16 protein-coding genes and 1 tRNA gene are annotated in these 12,608 nt (G+C 39.6%); 5 read left to right on the top strand and 12 right to left on the bottom strand.

The genetic code is table 11. The features are described from left to right. Nucleotide 1: 1 nt before the first annotated feature. The 4 genes from MMH89_RS01280 to MMH89_RS01265 form a co-directional block, all read right to left on the bottom strand. Nucleotides 2-85, bottom strand: a tRNA-Leu gene (locus tag MMH89_RS01280). Nucleotides 86-89: 4 nt separating this feature from the next. Next, a complete protein-coding gene (gene secG / locus MMH89_RS01275; RefSeq protein ID WP_258568572.1) occupies nucleotides 90-362 on the bottom strand; it encodes a preprotein translocase subunit SecG in 273 nt (90 codons plus the stop codon). Then, a complete protein-coding gene (locus MMH89_RS01270) occupies nucleotides 344-1,036 on the bottom strand; it encodes a triose-phosphate isomerase (protein WP_258568571.1) in 693 nt (230 codons plus the stop codon). Before MMH89_RS01270 ends, secG begins: the two co-directional genes overlap by 19 nt. Further along, entirely contained in the window at nucleotides 1,026-2,285 is a 1,260-nt protein-coding gene (locus tag MMH89_RS01265) for an MFS transporter (protein WP_258568570.1), read from the bottom strand. Before MMH89_RS01265 ends, MMH89_RS01270 begins: the two co-directional genes overlap by 11 nt. A 148-nt stretch (nucleotides 2,286-2,433) precedes the next feature. On the opposite strand from MMH89_RS01265, the gene MMH89_RS01260 reads away from it, so the two are divergent. Together MMH89_RS01260 and MMH89_RS01255 are read left to right on the top strand one after the other, a co-directional pair. Beyond that, entirely contained in the window at nucleotides 2,434-3,348 is a 915-nt protein-coding gene (locus MMH89_RS01260; RefSeq protein ID WP_258568569.1) for a hypothetical protein, read from the top strand. Further along, nucleotides 3,345-4,271, top strand: coding sequence for a hypothetical protein (locus MMH89_RS01255; RefSeq protein ID WP_258568568.1), 927 nt, complete (start codon nucleotides 3,345-3,347; stop codon nucleotides 4,269-4,271). The genes MMH89_RS01260 and MMH89_RS01255 overlap by 4 nt, the downstream gene beginning before the upstream one ends. Here MMH89_RS01255 and MMH89_RS01250 read toward each other — a convergent pair. Genes MMH89_RS01250 through truA form a run of 3 tightly spaced genes read right to left on the bottom strand, consistent with a single transcriptional unit; the run spans nucleotide 4,264 to nucleotide 6,793 of the window. Next, a complete protein-coding gene (locus tag MMH89_RS01250; RefSeq protein WP_258568567.1) occupies nucleotides 4,264-4,809 on the bottom strand; it encodes a CvpA family protein in 546 nt (181 codons plus the stop codon). The genes MMH89_RS01255 and MMH89_RS01250 overlap by 8 nt on opposite strands. A 55-nt stretch (nucleotides 4,810-4,864) precedes the next feature. Further along, a complete protein-coding gene (locus tag MMH89_RS01245; protein WP_258568566.1) occupies nucleotides 4,865-5,992 on the bottom strand; it encodes a hypothetical protein in 1,128 nt (375 codons plus the stop codon). Nucleotides 5,993-5,995: 3 nt separating this feature from the next. Beyond that, nucleotides 5,996-6,793, bottom strand: a complete 798-nt coding sequence (truA, locus tag MMH89_RS01240; RefSeq protein WP_258568565.1) for a tRNA pseudouridine(38-40) synthase TruA — start codon at nucleotides 6,791-6,793, stop codon at nucleotides 5,996-5,998. A 49-nt stretch (nucleotides 6,794-6,842) separates the two neighbouring features. Here truA and MMH89_RS01235 point away from each other — a divergent pair, with 49 nt between their 5' ends. Then, the gene (locus MMH89_RS01235) at nucleotides 6,843-7,133 is read left to right on the top strand and encodes a hypothetical protein (RefSeq protein ID WP_258568564.1); all 291 of its coding nucleotides are present in this window, start codon (nucleotides 6,843-6,845) and stop codon (nucleotides 7,131-7,133) included. Here MMH89_RS01235 and MMH89_RS01230 read toward each other — a convergent pair. After that, nucleotides 7,130-7,540, bottom strand: a complete 411-nt coding sequence (locus MMH89_RS01230) for a hypothetical protein (RefSeq protein WP_258568563.1) — start codon at nucleotides 7,538-7,540, stop codon at nucleotides 7,130-7,132. The genes MMH89_RS01235 and MMH89_RS01230 overlap by 4 nt on opposite strands. Further along, nucleotides 7,541-8,461, bottom strand: a complete 921-nt coding sequence (locus MMH89_RS01225; RefSeq protein ID WP_258568562.1) for an Asd/ArgC dimerization domain-containing protein — start codon at nucleotides 8,459-8,461, stop codon at nucleotides 7,541-7,543. It abuts the gene before it with no gap. Nucleotides 8,462-8,495: 34 nt separating this feature from the next. On the opposite strand from MMH89_RS01225, the gene MMH89_RS01220 reads away from it, so the two are divergent. Both MMH89_RS01220 and MMH89_RS01215 read left to right on the top strand, forming a co-directional pair. Beyond that, nucleotides 8,496-8,903, top strand: a complete 408-nt coding sequence (locus MMH89_RS01220) for a Smr/MutS family protein (RefSeq protein WP_258568561.1) — start codon at nucleotides 8,496-8,498, stop codon at nucleotides 8,901-8,903. A 52-nt stretch (nucleotides 8,904-8,955) separates the two neighbouring features. Beyond that, a complete protein-coding gene (locus MMH89_RS01215) occupies nucleotides 8,956-9,753 on the top strand; it encodes a Rossmann-fold NAD(P)-binding domain-containing protein (RefSeq protein WP_258568560.1) in 798 nt (265 codons plus the stop codon). 38 nt (nucleotides 9,754-9,791) lie between these two features. On the opposite strand, the gene trmB is transcribed toward MMH89_RS01215, so the two are convergent. The 3 genes from trmB to MMH89_RS01200 all read right to left on the bottom strand — a co-directional run bounded on the left by trmB (nucleotide 9,792) and on the right by MMH89_RS01200 (nucleotide 12,588). Next, a complete protein-coding gene (gene trmB / locus MMH89_RS01210; RefSeq protein WP_258568559.1) occupies nucleotides 9,792-10,421 on the bottom strand; it encodes a tRNA (guanosine(46)-N7)-methyltransferase TrmB in 630 nt (209 codons plus the stop codon). A gap of 253 nt (nucleotides 10,422-10,674) precedes the next feature. After that, nucleotides 10,675-11,820 (bottom strand): hypothetical protein, encoded by a 1,146-nt coding sequence (locus MMH89_RS01205; RefSeq protein ID WP_258568558.1) that lies wholly within the window; start codon nucleotides 11,818-11,820, stop codon nucleotides 10,675-10,677. Between the two features lie 75 nt (nucleotides 11,821-11,895). After that, a complete protein-coding gene (locus MMH89_RS01200; protein ID WP_258568557.1) occupies nucleotides 11,896-12,588 on the bottom strand; it encodes a penicillin acylase family protein in 693 nt (230 codons plus the stop codon). Nucleotides 12,589-12,608 lie beyond the last annotated feature (20 nt).

The following is a 12,608-nucleotide window of genomic DNA, read 5'->3' as shown; positions in this document are numbered from 1 at the left end:
CTGCCGAAGGCCGGATTTGAACCGGCACAGCGTAACCGCTACTGCCCCCTCAAGACAGCGTGTCTACCTATTCCACCACTCCGGCCAACTTAAAACTCATCACTAATCACATCCCTGATTTGATCATAAGCATCGTTGCTTTCTACCACACCCAGAAAAAGGGTGCTCATAAAAAACAATGCTGCAAAAAAAGTAGTCAGCTTAACTAAAAAAGACGTACTACCTGCTGCACCAAAGACACTTGATGCATTACCACTACCAAAATTAACACCAGCATCAGCACCGCGACCCTGCTGTACCAATACCAATAAAATTAAGGATGCACAAATAAGAAAGTGCATGACTAAGAATACTGTTTGCATAATCTTATTACCTCCAACATCAATTCAAAATTAAGTGACACTCCACCCACAAGCAAACCGTCAACATTTGATTTTTTAACAATCTCTAAGCAGTTTTTATTATTTACACTACCTCCATACATTACCTTAATCGGCTCAGACTTTCCAGAAAAAGATGCAGCAAGACGCTTTCTGATAGCAGCTACCTGTGTTTTTATCAACTCATAGTCAGCACACACCCCGCTTCCAATAGCACTTGCTGGCTCATAAGCGACTAAGACCTCTTCAGAACCAGTCAAGCAATCAATCTGCTCATCTAGCTCAGATAGTTGATCCCCCTGAGTGCCTACACAATAAATAATGCGCATACCTAAGCGGCTCGCTAACACTAGCTTCTCCCGCCTTTCCTCTAGACTATCGGATACCTCTTGATGGCCAATCATTACAGTACGCACACCTATATCGTTAAGTATAGCCCCAGAAACCTGCCCCGTATAAGCACCCTGCTCATGCACAGACATATTTTGAGCACCCACAATAATTGAGGTATCCCGCAATAATTCCTGAGCATAAATCAAATATGGATAAGGAACCAACAAGTCCATCGAAACATCAGGGAGTTCTTGATATTGACTTAACAATGGTTTAACCGCATTCATTTTCAGGTTAGCTACCAAATGAACGTTAGAAGTCATACTCTCCTCCTGCTCGGTGCGTATTAGGTGCAAAGAAGCAAAGTAGTGCTGCTAAAAACATGACCATCGGCAACACATTCATACCATACTGATAACTACTCAAGCTATACGACTCAAGGCCATTTATCACACGATGGTGCTCGACCATAAAGCCAATTATGACTGAAAGTGTCGGACCAAATATAGTACTCAGCAAGTTTGTAAAGCCAATAGCCGTACTTTTAGTTCCTGGCCGCACATAATAATTGGTGATCGTAAAAGGCACAAGGTAAACAACCGTTGATAAACCACAAACAAAAAGCAGCACCCTAATAAGGAATGCATCCATTAACGGAAATACGACAATTATAGACATACTAATCGATGCTGTTAATGCTGATAATGAAAGAACCATATGAATATTATTAATCCTCGGCAAAAATATAGCGATTAATGGACACCCCACTACCAACCCTAAAGTTAATGTACTACACATTGATGCCGCTTCTTGTAATGAAATGGTTGATGAAGCCGATAAAAAAGTTGGCCCCCAGATAGCTACAAAGCAGCTTAAATTTGCAAACAGCAATCCTGAAAAGGCACCATTCGCCCACATTTGATAATCTGCTACAAAACTCCGCAAGTGACCTAAAATATCTAAAAATGACAAAGATGGTGATTCATCTTCTAAATAATGCGGCTTGTCACGTATAAACACAAAAGAGACGATACTCAAAAACAGCGCCATATAGGCTATATAAAATGTAAAGTCACGCCAAGAAGAAAACTCCAAGAACGTAGACAAATAGCGCATACATACGACTGAAGAAAACAATGCAATCATTTCAGCAACACTAAACATCATTGAAAATGACTCTCTTCGCATCCAGTTAGCAATTAAATAAGCCATCGACACGAATGAAAATGATAAACCAGCCCCCATTACTAAGCGATACAAACAAGCTTCTGTGTATGTCTGAGACCCTGAAAACCCCCAGGCACCAATAGCGCAGACAAAAGCACCTGTTCCCAAAACGCGACGCGCTCCAAACCGATCCGTCACCATGCCCGCAGGGATCTGCAAACATATATTTGGATAAAAAACCATTCCTAGTAAAAAGGTAATAGAAATTGAGTCCAAATTAAAATCTCGAGACAACTGCTCAACCAACATACCTGATGAGACTTGTATTGATAAATGAACTAAAAAACAAGCTACTGAAATACCCCAGTATACATAAGGTTTGACCCACGCAGGAAACCAGCTCATTTTTCTTTCCACAACACCTAACCTTAGTATAGAGCAAGCTGTAGATAATGACCATTAAAAGTTTATATAAAATCACGCCCCCTGCCTTACTTTAAATTCCATCCTAAATATAGTAAGCTATTACCAGCAAATATAGAGTCTTTAACGCATGAACCGAATAGCAAAAATAACAACTTTTGCACTTACAGCCCTACTCAGCTATCTAGCCATTTTGGTTGCAACGCCTTACCTAGCCATCAATCACATCAACACCTTGCCTTTTGCTAAAGTTACTACTGCTCAACACCAAACATTCGGGCCCTCTCAAAATGTAGTCTTACATATGGCTAAACGGGAGCTCCCTATCACAATAACACCAGGGCTCATCCCCGGATCCCTCACAATCAATGCTCATAATATTGAATACAAATCTGGACCCATTGCGAAACTATTCACAAAGCAAGACTATCATTTAAAATCTGACTCTATCGCAGTCTATCTATCTACCCCTCCACTGAGTATAATCAGCGACTATTTCAATAACAGCCCCACTCAACCCTCTAACATTCAATTTAAAATGAAAAACTTTCAATCTCTAAAATCAAAAAAATCATCGATTGGACTCATTACGGCTAGGCTTAATGTGAATGAACCTTTGTCATTATTCATACACGCTGAACAAATCACCCCTCCTACTGAAATACCATTCACAAATCACACACTTGAGCCTTTACAACAAGCCCTAGCCACCACTGATCATATCGACATACATGCAACCTTAGCATCGGTTAAACCTAACACTTACACCTTAAAAACCGAAATGAAGACCAAAAGCTTGGATGGCTCTGAAAATAAAGATTATTTATACGTTGAAGACATCAAGCCACATCTTGGACCCCAACTGCACAAGTTGCAAATCAATAAGCAATCCTTGACCATCCTAACGCTACAACCATTTTCTAAACTATCAGCCCAAATCAACTCTAAAGTGGGACGACTCATTACCCAGTTAATACTCAGCCCATTCATCGATCTTGAGATAGAAAACGCACTCACAATAGAATCACACAATAGCAAATCATGACCCCCTATTACAAACTACCTAAAGACTGGTATAAAAAAAACGAACACGTTACCTTTATTGGGCCTGAAGGACTCATCAGCCATCACTTAATCGACCAGTTTTGCACCCATCACAACATCAAAAGGAAAAGTCATTTAATCAGCAGCACGGCAGATTGCCAAGATCTTCGCGCAAAGCTAGCAACACAGTCATTATTTAGTGAACCAGAGATTTGGCTCATCCGCTTAGCACAAGATAAATTACTACCCACCCTGAACCTACCCAACCAACACCCAGAAAAAAAGTTTATTGTTTATGGTTGTGAAAAAAAGCCCAAAAATTTAGAAAAAACAACCAGCCAGCTGTTGGTGCAAACCTACTATATGAAAGAACCCTACGCCTCTACCATGATTCAGTCTATTGCACTAGAAAAAGGCATCAACATAAGTACACGTGCTGCAAAATGGATCAACCTATGCTATCAAGGCCATGAATCATTAATACCTAGCTTTTTAGAAAAAACAAAAATGGTGTACAACACACAATCAGTTAGTGATGAACAAATCAAACCGCTATTGTCTGCATCTGGATTATTAACCCCTTTTGACATGATTCAATTTCTCTCTGATGGTCCTGAAAAAATTTCAGTCTACTTCAAATCCATCCAAGATACTCAATGGGCTGGCATCTACTGGTCTATTGCTCAACACTGGCGGAAACTACTCCAATGTAAAGAAAACCCGCAGCAATTAAAAACACACTTTCCATGGCCCAATCAGCAAAAAACAGCAAACACACATTTAAATTGCTATACTTACGCTGATTTATCAAAACACCTGAATGAGTTAATCACATTGGAAGTCTCACTCAAAGGATTTGGCAAAGACAATATTGAGAACCATTTGAAAGTTTGGCTGCTAAAGCGCTCAATCGAGCTTAAATAGAAAGGCCACCAAATCGAATTGAGTCGAATATTTTTACCAAAAAATCAGGCATATAGTTGGGCGCTACTTCGACCCAAACAGCTAACTTATGAATCATCACTGAGTCTTTCCACCACATATCACCAGAAAGACCTAAAGAGTCTAGTAATGTGATCAGTAACAGTACGATAACACCACCTCTTGCCATACCAAACACAGCACCCAAAACATAGTCTAATCCACTTAATCCTACCGACTCAATAAGCCAGTATACGCACCTTCTAACTAACGATCCTGATATTAAAACAACTGCAAATATTGCAACAACCATGATTGCTACACGAAAAGACTGAGTAGAAATATGGTCTGCTAAATAAGCACTCAAGTCACTCGAATACGCGTAAGCCAACCACAAAGACAACAACCATGCCGTTAAGCTAACTGCCTCCTTAACAAAGCCTCTAACAATACCGTAAAGCGTGGAGACCGCAATAATGCCCCATACTAGATAATCAAAAAAATTGAATGTATTTAAAATAATTGAAAATGTTTCGTTCATGTCTCTTTCTACGTAAGCTTACTCTTACCTTCGCATACCCTATAAACCATGTCAATTACTTCTTATGACTTGTATGACCCAACATAAATTGCAGCGCAACACCCCCTACTCGCGCACAAAACTGCTCCGATGAGGTAATCGCAGATTGCGACTGTACACTATAAACTGAACCCATATCTTTTTCTAGCAAACCTGTTCCTGAGTCCACAACTAAATAATTTCCAGAAACGACACCGACCCCAAGCCGCCCCACTGTTTCTTTAATACGACGTTTTAATAAAACACCCCCATTATTTGAGGTAGCATACAGATTAATAGCTTGATCTAAATCAAAGTGCACACCGTTAGTCAAATTTTCATATGAAACTCCTTTTTGAGGAGACCCATCTTGTTGCTTCTCAACCTGCTCTTTGAGCCAGCTCCAAAACTTCTCAGCCTCAGCTAGCTCAGCCGCCTCCAAGCTCAATCGCTCAATACTCAAATCAAATATCTCATCTAGATCATGCGCTTCTTTGATCACAATTTCAGCTTCAAGCTCATCAAACCCACTGTTAAAGTCAATGAGTGCTTTTTCCCAGATCAAATAGAGCCTAGGGTCCTCCATAATCCAAGCCAATCCCTCGGAAGGCAGAATTACTTGCGCATAGATCAAGTTCATTTTATCAATAAACGCTTGCGGGCTAACACGAGTCGGCCTAATCCGATAAAACCCCTCTTCCATTATTGATATATTCGGATACCAGGTTTTAAGATAAAACCCTGAGCGATCTGTCTGTTCTACACTTATTTGCTGCAATATATTCCCAACGCCATGCAACATAGCAGCAGAACACAGAGCATACATCAAGCGATCAGAATCAAAACCATACCCATTATTACTTTTTATTAACGGAGCATAATATATGATAGTAGCTGCAGCACGCTTTAACCCATGCTCATAAAAACACTGATCTTTTTGCTTTTGATCCATTGGCAAATGCTGGCAAAACAATACCAAGCTCTTAAACATAGGCTTATAGACCATGTCAAAAACCTGTTCTGGAACACCTACCGCATCACTTACTTTTTTTAGCAAAGGTCCATAACCAGAAATAAGCTCCACCTGATAGGGTTGAATCACCTTAAATATGGGTAGTGGCTCAGAAGGCACGCTATCTGCACTTTTAGACAGAAAAAAATCCATAAATCAATCCTTTTTCAAAAACTCTGCTAAAAAGGCATCTGTAACATCATCTGCATAATCAACATTACTCAAAAATAACCCTTTTGACGGAGCTTGTCCAGGAAGGCGTGCTCGATTTTTTGTTACAAACAATTCTAAAAATTCTGAGTAACTTAACCGCCCTTGGCCAACGGCTACTAATGTAGCCACAATTTTTCTGACCATATGATGCAAAAAGGCATTAGCAGTTAATGAAATCATCACAAGCGGACCCTTACGATCTACAGATAGTTCCATCATATTGCGATAAGGCGTACTAGACTGGCAAAATCGTGATTGAAACACACTAAAGTCATGCTCACCAATCAGCACTGTAGCAGCTGCTTGCATCGCATCTATATCAACCTGCTCAACTCGCCATGCATACTGGTCAGAGAACAAGTGCGGACCTTGATCATTTAGGTAGTAAATATAAGATCGACTTTTGGCAGAAAACCTAGCGTGAAAATCCTTAGTGGCTTCTTTAACCCAGAGTACCTGAATATCACTTGGCAAATGAACATTGAGTGCACGATACCAAGTTGACAATGGCCTTGAGACTTGTTCATCAAAGTGTACCACTTGTGCTAAGGCATGGACCCCCGCATCCGTACGCCCTGCACAAACTAAAGTAGTTGACTGCTTATTCAGCTGATTGATCGCATGACGTAGACAACCCTCAACAGTATCATATCCTGTCTGAGCCTGAAACCCATGATAACGCGCTCCATTATAAGCTAATCCCAATACTAGCCTTTTTAACTGCTTTTCTTCACTACCCATTTCTTACCAAATCTTTTATACTTTGGATACACTTTAACAGGACTACATCATGCACCATTATGTTAACATTGTGCTTTCACTTTCAAGCCTTGTCATATTAATGAGCCTACTTTTTAGCACCAGGCATAAAACTGCTATCAATTATACAACAGGTCCTGATGAATACGACTTTATGGCTTGCGAAAGTAGCTTACAATCCAGACTTGACCTAGCTATGACTTATCTAGAAATGGAGCAATCCCCACAGGCTTTGAAAATCCTAAAAGAGTTATCCACCTGCGGGAACCCTAACATAGAAGCTCAAGCGATGCAAGAATTATCAAATAATACAACCACTTAAATACCCGGTCCTTTAGGGGTGCTGGGCCCCTTAGCTGGCGTAGTAGCAGGTGTATTTTTAAGCTCTTTCTCAGAACGCTTATCCAACTTATTCTTCACAACATCTTCAGGTGCTACAGGTCCAGAATGGTCCTCAGCAACCGTGTACGTACGATAAGTTGCATTCTTATCTTTTTTAGGAACCGAAGAAATCTCTTTGCCCGTCATATCATAAACTTTGCCACTACCTGAATTCTGCTCACTATAATTACGAATAGCCGCTTGTATTTCTGCATAACTCATTGCACGTGTATCTACACCCAAACCTTCTAATATATGGGTCCATGACTCCTCAACTTGCCCTGTAACCTCACCTCCGCCAGACTCCCCTTCATCGTCAACCCATACGGGTGGTTTTTTATCACTCATCTATTTTTCCTCAACTTTCATTTCACATAACTGTTTTAATATATCACACATATTACCTGCAGCGCCTAAATACAAATTATCTGCCGCAAACCAAATTGTACATTGATTTGATTCATTAACTACAATTCTCCCAATATGAACGCTCATTGACTTTCTAACAACTGATAAATCAAAAGCACTCTCTGTATGTAAAGTAATGTAAGGACAATCCTTAAATAACTCAACAAGTTGTTCGAAATTAATTGTATCTGGCAACTGAGCATGCAAGACCATTGAATGCCCATAATTTACAGGAACTCGTACAGTCATGACTTCAATAGATACCTGAGTTAACCTTTTTACCTCATTAATGATTTTCACCTCTTCCGAACAACGATTAGTATCTTTATCAACATCACCAATGAATGGGATCACACGATTTGAGTAATCACCCTGGCTATTCAATGCCGCTTGCCCAGCCCCAGATAAAGACTGATACGTTGCAACAAACACTGCACTCAACGACCCCACTTTTTGTATAACAGATAGCACCATAACCAGAGGGGTCACCACACAGTTTGGGCTAGCAATCCATTGCTTATTAACTCCCTGATTCAGATTTAACGAAGCAACAACTAGTGGTATATTTCCATGCATACGAAATGCTGATGAATTATCAATCACAAGACAATCAGACGATATCAAACGCTTATATTGTGACTTTGCAACACTCGCACTAACACATAAAAAAACAACATCATAATCAGAATAATTTAAATGACTCACACCCTTAACAACAAAAGCTTGATTATTCACTATCAATACTTGGTTTTCTGACCGGTCAGATGCAGCAGCATCAACTCTTACCGCATAATTCTGAAGAATCTCGATACACGTACGTCCAACTAGCCCTGTTGCTCCTAATACTAATACTTTATCCATAGAGAGTTTGATTCCATTAATTAATCAACTTATAATGAACCGAATATTCAAGCTCACTGAAATGAAAAAAAATCCATACATTGATAGCATAGCTACCGAAATAGATCAAGATCACTATCGAGCACCAGGAACACCGCACAGCACCATAATTGCACTTTCAAAAGGCCAAAAAAAAGTTACACAAACCCTAAATTTAAGAGGCATGCTTTCAGAAGAAGCGCTTGATTTAACGTTGAGTACGATTGATCACCATTACCGTAATGGCTGTATTTTAGTCATTCACGGGCAGGGTCATCGATCTCAACATCAAGCACCCATTATTAAAAATCTTATCTGGGACCATATCCCCAGACACCCAAGAGTAATTGGTATGTGCACCGCATCTGCTAAAGATGGCGGACTCGGAGCCAGTTACATCTTGTTAAAAAAAACTAAACGATAAATATTAAATATAAAAAATATAGTGTATAGTAAATTAGGTAAGGGAATACACGATGCACAGAATACTTATTTTAGGATTTGACCAGTTTGCGCAGCATCTTAGCATTACATTATGCAATAAAGGTGCAAAGATCTATACACTAAATGATTTACCCATTGAGCACCCTAATGCACATTGCATTGATAAGGATCTTTTTACTCTAACCCCGAATGACATCCCTTTTATCACCCATGTTCTATATATGGTTAAACCATGGTGTAAAAAAGTCCGTCATTATAGACGATCTTACATCCACGGTTTGAGCCATATATTAAGCTTAATCAGCGAAAAACGATCCAAGCCACAAATAATTCTAATGTCGTCGACTGATATTTACAAACAAAGCAATATCTCATGCGTCGATGAGAAAACTCCAATAAATACACCATATTGGGTCGCAAATATCTTAGCAAAAGCTGAGCACCAAGTCGCGCAATCACAGCTTAATTCATTAATCTTACGTATAGCACCCACTTATGAATCAGTTTATGAGAATACAAAAAACAAACTTACAGCCAACCAGCTAAACTTCAGCAGCCGACCCAACCCAATACACTGGGTCAGTATGGAAGACGCTAGTCATGCAATCTATCATCTCGTTGCTCAAAAACACAGTGGGATTTTTAATATCAACACCCAACCAATAATGATCAATACCTACCTATCCTGGATGAGTAGTTATTATGGAATCTCCATTAAAGCAACACCTAAAATCAAACCCTGGGCTACTTGTCCAAAAGTATCTTGTGCGAAGCTCATCGCAACTGGGTTTAACTTCAAGGGCACTAGCCAGATTACAATACTAGCTTGATTCAACCCCCTATATCATCTATACCTGCCCACTAACTTCTATATACGCTCAACTGCAATATCAGTGATAACTACCCCAGCCTCTTTAGCTTTTCTCGCAAATTTAGTCTCAGGCCTAAACGGCACGACTGCTAAAGGTTTAAAATACTGACTGTTAGATAAGACTAACTCAACGTCCTCAGCATATGGCAAATGATCCGTTGCAAAATGGAGCACTGCTGAAGGCTTCATAATAGATGCTAGCACATCCAAAGATTTCCCTTGAACCAGTCTGCGTTTATGATGCCGCTTTTTAGGCCATGGATCTGGGAAAAAAATACGAATATGGTCAAATAACTGATGTGCTTGCTCTCTCTCTAAAAAGTCCATAACATCACCTGTAAGCACAATGATATTCTCAAGCCCCTTTTCCTTTGCTTGTCGAATGACACTAGCGACCCCTACTTCGTAAACCTCAATACCAACCCATAATTGATCTGGATTTTTGGCAGCGACATCTAGCAAAGAGTCCCCCATTCCAAACCCAATCTCTAAACCAACAAAACGCTGCTGCTGCAGGAGCGTAAAAGGGATCTGAGTATAAAGCATACCATCACTTTGAGAAAGATGCTTTTTATGACTATCCGTTAACCGGCTATTGCGTCGAACAAAACTTTTTATCTCTTTCATAAAAATTCACTAAATAACTGAACTTTACATGCATTCAAACCTTGAATCAACCAAAGTGCTCACACTAGCTGATAAATCTATGTGCATACATCATAGACAGGGGTAGACAAATAAACCTATAGATCACTTCTAGCGATATAACAAAGAAAGCTATTAAGACTTTGGAGACGACTCATTTACCCGGTGATTCTAATGATCCATTAATAGCTGCCCCCTACTATCTAATATGGAATGGGACAACTATAATAGGTATTTAGGGGCCATGCCCTGGTCCCCTATACCCTGATTCAGGTCCAGGTGCACCACCTAGCCTACTTTCTGGCCCTGATTGCTGTTCAAGTAAAACATTCGATAACAGCGGAAATGGTCCTAACATACTAGGCTCAAGTGGTATTACGTCTACCTCTTGATCTATCAATCTTTGCTTGAGATCACCTAGAGCCTCTGCAAATCGACCATACTGCAAACAGTCTTTTTGAGAATCTGGAGAAAGCTCATTAATCAATAATCGATATTCTCTAATAAAGTCTTTTTTATCACCTGGACTCTTCTCAGCCATACCCGTCCCTGACCAAAACCGTTCTTGAGTATTCTGCTCGGATGTCTTCAATGTCTTATTAAATAGATTAGCAATGCTTGAAGATACTTGTAGTACTATTTCAGGGATAAGACATTTCATGAAAAGCTTAAACCGTTGACCTTTAGAGACAGGTCCCTCCACAATCGTATTGAATTTATCGAATAACTGTCTTTGCTGTTCCAATCTTAAATAATAATTATTATCTGGAAGGAGCTTAGCAGCCACCAATAAATCATGGAGCTTTCCTTTACACTTTTTCACCAAATCCAAATGAGACACCTCCCCCACAGAAATGCTTGCAGCTTGACAAGTCGAGAAAAGAACCCGCTGCTGATCAGTCATGTTATTTTGATCGAGATCAGCTTGACATTGCGTTTGGTATCCCTCTTTAAGAGCCATCAAATTATCACGTGCACGTTTTTTAGATTTTTCATCCATAAACGGTGATGACTCAATCTCTAACTGTTGGTAAGTATAAATTGCTAATTTTTGCACAGATGTTAAATCCTCTCTTTTACTGAGATCTGCTTTACCTTTTAAATCTTTTAAACTAGGTTTTTCTTCTTTTTCCATATCCTCCATTTTATATTTGCTAATGTTATACTTTTTCTGATCGGATCTAAGCTTGTATGAACCAAGCCCGTACAAAACCCCTAAACCAAGTACTACCATAGATGAAATTAAGCCAGCACCCGTAAGAAAGGGCGCAGACACCGCTAAAACTAGAGCAGGCACTACCGCTTTTATGAACTCTTCCCTAAATTTTTTACTTGCATCAGCTACGTACGCATTAGTTGGATTTTCATTATCTCCAGCCATTTTATTTACCTCTAACTTATTGACTGATTAATTTTTAATGAGAAAAATCAGTTTGTCAGAAATAAATCACTTAAACTAAACGCTAGGCTTTAAAACTAAGTCTAAATCATAGTCACTGCGCGCAGTACCACTTGAATCAATATAGGTTCCCTCTACCCACATCGGCAGTAGGTTTGCATAATACCTTGAAAATGGATTACCCGAGCAACCCATAGGCATCATAAACTGAGCATGACCATGCTTAGGTGAAGCAATCATCCTAACAGCTGCTCCATTTGTACCGAAAAATTGATTCGCATGCTTATCCTTACTATTCCAGTGATTACGATTTAAGCTATTACTGCTACCATTACTATTAACACTGCGGTTTGCAATTGATCTCAAAAACGGGATTTTTTTAAACAAGGTATGCTTGAATACTGTTTTTTGTTTTTTCTGCCATTCCCACTGAGTCATATCCTCACCCAATTCCTTGCTTAGCTCGCTAAGTGTCTGCTCAAGTGTTTTGATTAACAAGTCAGATGAACGAACCCCCTCTAAACAATACTCGGACTCTAATGCATGCTTGATATATGCTGAATTATATAATGGCTTACCCCATTTTGGCAGTTGCTTTAAAATAGGCCCATAGAGTTTACTGGATATCTTATCCATCCACTCATGGTAAATAGTCGCCTCATATGATGATAAAACGACCGACCCAGACCAATCTGATAAAGCATGTAATGCTTCTTTTACCTCTTTAAGGTTTGAGGCATTATTTAACATCATGACACCATCGAGGGGAC

The organism is Candidatus Comchoanobacter bicostacola, from assembly GCF_024172705.1.
Lineage (GTDB): Bacteria > Pseudomonadota > Gammaproteobacteria > Comchoanobacterales > Comchoanobacteraceae > Comchoanobacter > Comchoanobacter bicostacola.
This window is presented reverse-complemented; position numbering and strand designations above follow the sequence as displayed.

Bases quoted from the DNA above. Each gene is read 5' to 3' on its own strand.
- truA (WP_258568565.1), bottom strand. From the start codon at position 6,793: ATGGGTAGTGAAGAAAAGCAGTTAAAAAGGCTAGTATTGGGATTAGCT.
- MMH89_RS01205 (WP_258568558.1), bottom strand. From the start codon at position 11,820: ATGGCTGGAGATAATGAAAATCCAACTAATGCGTACGTAGCTGATGCA.
- MMH89_RS01235 (WP_258568564.1), top strand. From the start codon at position 6,843: ATGCACCATTATGTTAACATTGTGCTTTCACTTTCAAGCCTTGTCATA.
- MMH89_RS01230 (WP_258568563.1), bottom strand. From the start codon at position 7,540: ATGAGTGATAAAAAACCACCCGTATGGGTTGACGATGAAGGGGAGTCT.
- MMH89_RS01245 (WP_258568566.1), bottom strand. From the start codon at position 5,992: ATGGATTTTTTTCTGTCTAAAAGTGCAGATAGCGTGCCTTCTGAGCCA.
- MMH89_RS01200 (WP_258568557.1), bottom strand. From the start codon at position 12,588: ATGTTAAATAATGCCTCAAACCTTAAAGAGGTAAAAGAAGCATTACAT.
- trmB (WP_258568559.1), bottom strand. From the start codon at position 10,421: ATGAAAGAGATAAAAAGTTTTGTTCGACGCAATAGCCGGTTAACGGAT.
- MMH89_RS01215 (WP_258568560.1), top strand. From the start codon at position 8,956: ATGCACAGAATACTTATTTTAGGATTTGACCAGTTTGCGCAGCATCTT.
- MMH89_RS01250 (WP_258568567.1), bottom strand. From the start codon at position 4,809: ATGAACGAAACATTTTCAATTATTTTAAATACATTCAATTTTTTTGAT.
- MMH89_RS01265 (WP_258568570.1), bottom strand. From the start codon at position 2,285: ATGAGCTGGTTTCCTGCGTGGGTCAAACCTTATGTATACTGGGGTATT.
- MMH89_RS01220 (WP_258568561.1), top strand. From the start codon at position 8,496: ATGAACCGAATATTCAAGCTCACTGAAATGAAAAAAAATCCATACATT.
- MMH89_RS01225 (WP_258568562.1), bottom strand. From the start codon at position 8,461: ATGGATAAAGTATTAGTATTAGGAGCAACAGGGCTAGTTGGACGTACG.
- secG (WP_258568572.1), bottom strand. From the start codon at position 362: ATGCAAACAGTATTCTTAGTCATGCACTTTCTTATTTGTGCATCCTTA.
- MMH89_RS01255 (WP_258568568.1), top strand. From the start codon at position 3,345: ATGACCCCCTATTACAAACTACCTAAAGACTGGTATAAAAAAAACGAA.
- MMH89_RS01270 (WP_258568571.1), bottom strand. From the start codon at position 1,036: ATGACTTCTAACGTTCATTTGGTAGCTAACCTGAAAATGAATGCGGTT.
- MMH89_RS01260 (WP_258568569.1), top strand. From the start codon at position 2,434: ATGAACCGAATAGCAAAAATAACAACTTTTGCACTTACAGCCCTACTC.